Annotated in this window: 4 protein-coding genes and 1 pseudogene; all 5 read left to right on the top strand. The window is 65.7% G+C overall.

Annotated elements, in window-relative coordinates; genetic code table 11:
* The coding region (locus FKP22_RS21295; protein ID WP_141289693.1) for a TolB family protein at positions 1–649 on the top strand (649 nt) is incomplete at its 5' end.
* A 623-nt stretch (positions 650–1,272) separates the two neighbouring features.
* Positions 1,273–2,181: a sulfotransferase family protein gene (locus FKP22_RS21290; RefSeq protein WP_141289692.1), complete on the top strand. Its 909-nt coding sequence runs from the start codon at positions 1,273–1,275 to the stop codon at positions 2,179–2,181.
* A 188-nt stretch (positions 2,182–2,369) separates the two neighbouring features.
* Positions 2,370–2,786 carry a hypothetical protein gene (locus tag FKP22_RS21285; RefSeq protein WP_141289691.1) on the top strand — a complete coding sequence of 139 codons (417 nt, stop codon included), beginning with the start codon at positions 2,370–2,372 and terminating at the stop codon, positions 2,784–2,786.
* A gap of 86 nt (positions 2,787–2,872) precedes the next feature.
* Complete coding sequence (locus FKP22_RS21280; protein ID WP_170201000.1) at positions 2,873–4,366, top strand: efflux transporter outer membrane subunit; 1,494 nt, start codon at positions 2,873–2,875, stop codon at positions 4,364–4,366.
* Positions 4,367–4,384: 18 nt separating this feature from the next.
* Positions 4,385–4,772, top strand: a pseudogene (locus tag FKP22_RS21275) (HlyD family secretion protein); the annotation flags it as partial.

Below are 4,772 nucleotides of genomic sequence, written 5' to 3'. Positions count from 1 at the left end.
TGCGACCAGTTTGCGGGCGCCCGGGGCGCAACACGACGCGCTGGTCATCGGCCGCCTGGACCGTGACGAGCCGCTGCAGGTGCTGCCGCAAACCGGTGGCTACAACAGCGTCAGCTGGTCACTGGATGGGCGCAGCCTGCTGGTGGCCAGCGGCCGCGGCGGCGGCTGGGACCTGTGGCGCTTCGACCTGCAGCGCCACGATTTCCAGCGCCTGACCGATGACCAGGGCCACTTCGGCCGCGAGGTGCGCACACGCAGCGGTCTCTGGTTGTATTACGCGCGGCTGGGCAAGCCGGGGCTGTGGCGGCGGCCGCTGGACCAGGTCGGCCGCACTGGTGCGCCAACTCTGGTCACCGACGCCCTGGGCTCGGAAGACTGGGCCAACTGGCAGTGGCATGACGGTGCGCTGTGGCTGGTCGAGCGTGGGCCCGAGCAGGACCAGGTGGTGCGGCGGGACGAGCTGGGCGCCGCGCCGCGGATCGCTTTCACGTTGCCACCGGGCCAGCTTCGGTTGTATCGCTCGTTTGCCATCACGCCGCAGGGCGAGGTGGTGGCCAGCATGTCCGGCCCTCGCCAGGCCGACATCGTTCGGCTTGAAGGGCCTGCGCTGCCGGCCGTCTCCGGTCAAGCCACATCTGTGGGACGTTGACCCATGTGCCGTTGCAGTTCTCTTTCAGATCGGCTGACCCCCTGCATTCGTGGGGTTCATGCATATCTTTCGCATGAGCAGGCGTACAAATTGCATAAGCCAACCCAGGTGAAAACCCGGTCTGAACGCCACCGGACTCGTAGCACCCTAGCGCTGCTGACGGAGGATGGCGACGTGAGACCGATGTTGGTTGCAGATGGCTTTGCTTCTAGGGGTTGCGTTGCTGGGGTGCCAAGAAGGCCCTCGGGGCAGGCACCAAGAGCGGGCATACTGCAAAAGGTCAACCCAGCATCATGAGGCATTCCGGCCGGCCTTGCATGGCGGCTCCGGGTATGTCCCATGAGCAAGCGCTGAGCTTGGGCTGGCGGGCGTGGCGAAAGCGGCGCTGGCGGGTGTGCTGGCAGCGAAGAATTGGGGCTGGAGGGGCGTTTCCTGACCTCCAGCGTGTCGTGTCGTCCCCTCGGGCGGCCGGTGCAGGCAAGGAACGGCTGAATACAGCGGGAGTTGGGGTCATGGTTTTGGACAAGGTGTACTTCCAGGTGGGCAGCGCTGGTGATGGCATGTGCGCCGCCGGCCGGGCCATCGCCGAAGCGCACGCGCTGTTCGCCTGAGCGGGACGCACCATGGCCGCCCCGCTGTTCCTGCTCGCCCCGCCGAGGTCGTACACGTCGCTGATGAACGCGATGATCGGCCAGCATCCCCAAACCTTCGGTCTGCCGGAGCTGTGCCTGTTCAACGTCGAGACGCTGATCCAGCTCTGGACGCGGACCAGCGACGAGATCGAGAACTTCTCCAAGACCCGCCAGGGCCTGCTGCGTGCGGTCGCCGAGATCTATGGCGGCGAGCAGACCACGGCCACCATCAAGATGGCCAACCACTGGTGCTTCGCGCGCCAGCACCGCAGCACGGCCGAGGTCTACCAGGAACTGGTGCGCGACATCGATCCGCTGATCGCGGTGGAAAAGAGTCCGTCGTACACGATTTCGCTCAAGCGCATGCAGGCGATCTACCGGGCCTTCCCGGACGCCCGCTTCCTGCACCTGGTGCGGCACCCGGTGGCGACCTGCAAGTCCATCATGGCGCTGAACGACGGCGCGTTCGCGATGTATGTGAACTCGATCGACTTCCTGGAAGACCGCGCCATCGTCGACCCGCAGTTCGCCTGGCACGACCTGAACACCAACATCTTCAACTTCCTGCAGATGGTGCCGCCCGAGCAGCAGATCCGGGTGCGCGGCGAGGACATCATGCATGACCCGACCCACTTCCTGGGCGAGGTCTGCCGCTGGCTGGGCATTCGTGACGATGCCGAGGCGATCGACGCGATGATGCATCCCGAGCGTTCGCCTTTTGCCTGTTTCGGCCCCATCACCGCGCTGTTCGGCAACGACCCCAACTTCCTCCGCGGCCCGGCCTTCCGTGCCCACAAGGTCAAGGTGCCGCCGCTGGACAAGCCGCTGGCCTGGCGACCCGACGGCAAGGGCCTGGACCCGCGCGTGATCGAGCTGGCGCATGAATTCGGCTACCGCTGACCGGCGGCGCCAGAGATTGAGAAACGACTCAGTATGAGACACCCCGTGTCAACTTATTCCGTGCGGGCCGAGCGCCGGGCCGCTCCCAAGCCGGCCGCTCGCTGGCGAGAGTCGTCCACTGGACGACTCTCGTCCGCGCTCGCCCCCTCGGGGGATCGGCCGGCGTACTCGTCGGCCGAGGGGCTGGCATGAGCGATCCAAACGAGCGTCCGCCGGGCAACCGGCCCAAGATCGGCCACATCGATGGCGATCCGGTGACCAGCCATCCGAAACTCGACACCTTGTCCGAGAACCAGCGCGCACTGCGGCTGGCGGTCATCAAGGAATTCAAGGCCAAGAAGGTCAAGAAGTTCGTCGAGAAGCAGGTTCAGCACATCAACACGAACCAGCGCATCGCCGAAGGCATCAAGTTCCTCTTCGACGAGGAAGGGCGGCCACCGCCCAACATGCCGATGGAGGACATCATCGCCGAGCGGCGCCACATCGAGTATGAGATCCGCTGGTTCGAGGCGATTCTTGAAGAGCTGCACAACCGCCTGGTGCGCGTCAAGGAAATCGAGGACCACGCGCTCGACATGCTGGCCGACCGGTTCACCGAGGAATGAGCATGCGCCGCATCCATCCTCCTCAACCGCATCTTGTGCAGAGCGCCCCGCTGGCAGACATGCCGCGCCGTGGCGAGGGAACGACCATGCGCCTACTTCCTGTCGCCGCCGCCGTGCTGGCGGCTGCCTTGTCCGGCTGCGCCGCTGTCGGCCCGGATTTCGAGCGCCCCAAGGTGACCGAGCCTGCTGCTTGGCGCACCACGCTGCCCGTGCCAGCCCAGGCCACCGCGGAGCCCGCTGCTGCTGCCCCTGTCGCTTCGGCAGACATGGCCAACCTGGCCTGGTGGAAAGCCTTTGGCGACCCCAAGCTGGAAGCGCTGGTGCAGCTGGCACTGGACAACAACAAGGACCTGAAGATTGCCGCTGGCCGGGTGCGTGAATACGCCGCCCGCCTCGACATCGCCAAGGCCCAGGAACTGCCCAGCGTCAGCGCCCGCGGCAGCTCCAACCGCGAGAAGATGAGCGAGGAGCGGCAGGTGCCGCTGTCCAACCGCACGCCGGTCAACAGCGCGGCCTACGAGCTGCAGGCCCAGGTGAGCTGGGAGCTGGACATCTGGGGCCGGGTGCGCCGCACCAACGAGGCCTACCTGGCCGACCTGACCGCGATTGACGAAAACCGCCGCGCGCTGACGCTGACCGTGGTGGCCAACGTGGTCGCCAGCTATGTGCAGTTGCTGGCGCTGGACCAGGATCTGGTGCTGTTGAAGAAGGAACTGGCCAGCCGCCAGGAAACCGCGCGCCTAACCGAGTCGCGCCAGGCCAAGGGCGGCTTCTCGATGCTGCCGGTGTTCCAGTCGCGCATGGTGATGGAAGAGGCCGCAGCAGCGATCCCGCCGAAAGAGCGCGAGATTGCCGCAACCGAAAACGCGCTGTCCATCCTGTTGGGCGTGGAGCCTTCGGCGGTGGCGCGGGCGAGGGCGCTGAACGACCTGAAGGCGCCGCCGGTGCCGCAAGGCATTCCGTCGCAGGTGCTGGCGCAGCGGCCTGACGTGCGCATGGCCGAGCAGAACCTGATCGCTGCCAATGCCCGCATCGGCGTGGCCAAGGCCGAATACTTTCCGGTGATTTCGCTGACCGGCCTGTTCGGCTACGCCAGCACCGACCTTTCCAAGCTGCTGACCGCACCGGCCAGCTTCGGCAGCGCCGGCACGCAAGTGCTGGCCAAGCTGTTCGATGGCGGTGCGCTGGATGCCAACGTGCGCCAGGCCGAAGCGGTGCAGGCCTTGCACGTCGATGCCTACCGCAAGGCGGTTCAGAACGCCTTCTTCGAGGTCGAGGACGCATTGTTGTTCTACCAGAAGACCCGCGAGCGGGCCGACGTGCTGACCCGCCAGCTGAAGGCTGCGCAGGAAGGCGCGCGCTACGCCCGCAAGCGCTACGAAGGTGGCATGGGCACGGTCTTCGAGGCCCTGGAAGCCGAGCGCCAACTGACCTCGGCCGAGCGGCTGCAGGTCGATGTGCAACGCGACACGCAGCTCTCGCTGATCCAGGTCTACAAGGCCATGGGCGGTGGCTGGAAGGTGGCCGCACCGGACATCCTCGACAGCAATGCTGCAGTTGTCAGCAGCAGCACGAATTAACAGCAGAAAGATTCGGTCATGAGTGAGCAAACCAAGAAGGTGGCCCTGCCTGCCTACCTGCCGAAGCGGCTGGAGGCGTTCAAGATCTCCAAGGACGATCAGCCGAGCTACCTGCTGCGGGACAAGCTGCTGAACAAGGTGCACGACCTGGAGCCCTGGCAGTTCTTCCTGCTGGAAGTGCTGCCTGGCTGCGAGACCTATCCCAAGCTGCAATCGGTCTTCGAGGACCGTTTCGGCCGGCCGATCACGCAAAAGCAGATCGAGGAATTCTTCGCCAGCCTGGCCGACCGCCAGTTGCTGGACATGGAGAACCCGACGCATGAGCTGCTGCAGCGCTTTCGCACCAAGGGCTACGACATCAAGGACGGCACGGCGACGGTGAAGTCGCATGTGGCGAATGTGGCGG

The organism is Ideonella azotifigens, assembly GCF_006519715.1.
In the GTDB taxonomy this organism is placed as follows: Bacteria; Pseudomonadota; Gammaproteobacteria; order Burkholderiales; family Burkholderiaceae_C; genus Ideonella; species Ideonella azotifigens.
Note: the sequence above shows the minus strand (reverse complement) of the source record. Positions and strands in the feature narration are given on the sequence as shown.

What these genes read in the sequence shown, in the direction of transcription:
- FKP22_RS21280 (WP_170201000.1), top strand. Translation starts at nt 2,873, where the DNA reads ATGCGCCTACTTCCTGTCGCCGCCGCCGTGCTGGCGGCTGCCTTGTCC.
- FKP22_RS21285 (WP_141289691.1), top strand. Translation starts at nt 2,370, where the DNA reads ATGAGCGATCCAAACGAGCGTCCGCCGGGCAACCGGCCCAAGATCGGC.
- FKP22_RS21290 (WP_141289692.1), top strand. Translation starts at nt 1,273, where the DNA reads ATGGCCGCCCCGCTGTTCCTGCTCGCCCCGCCGAGGTCGTACACGTCG.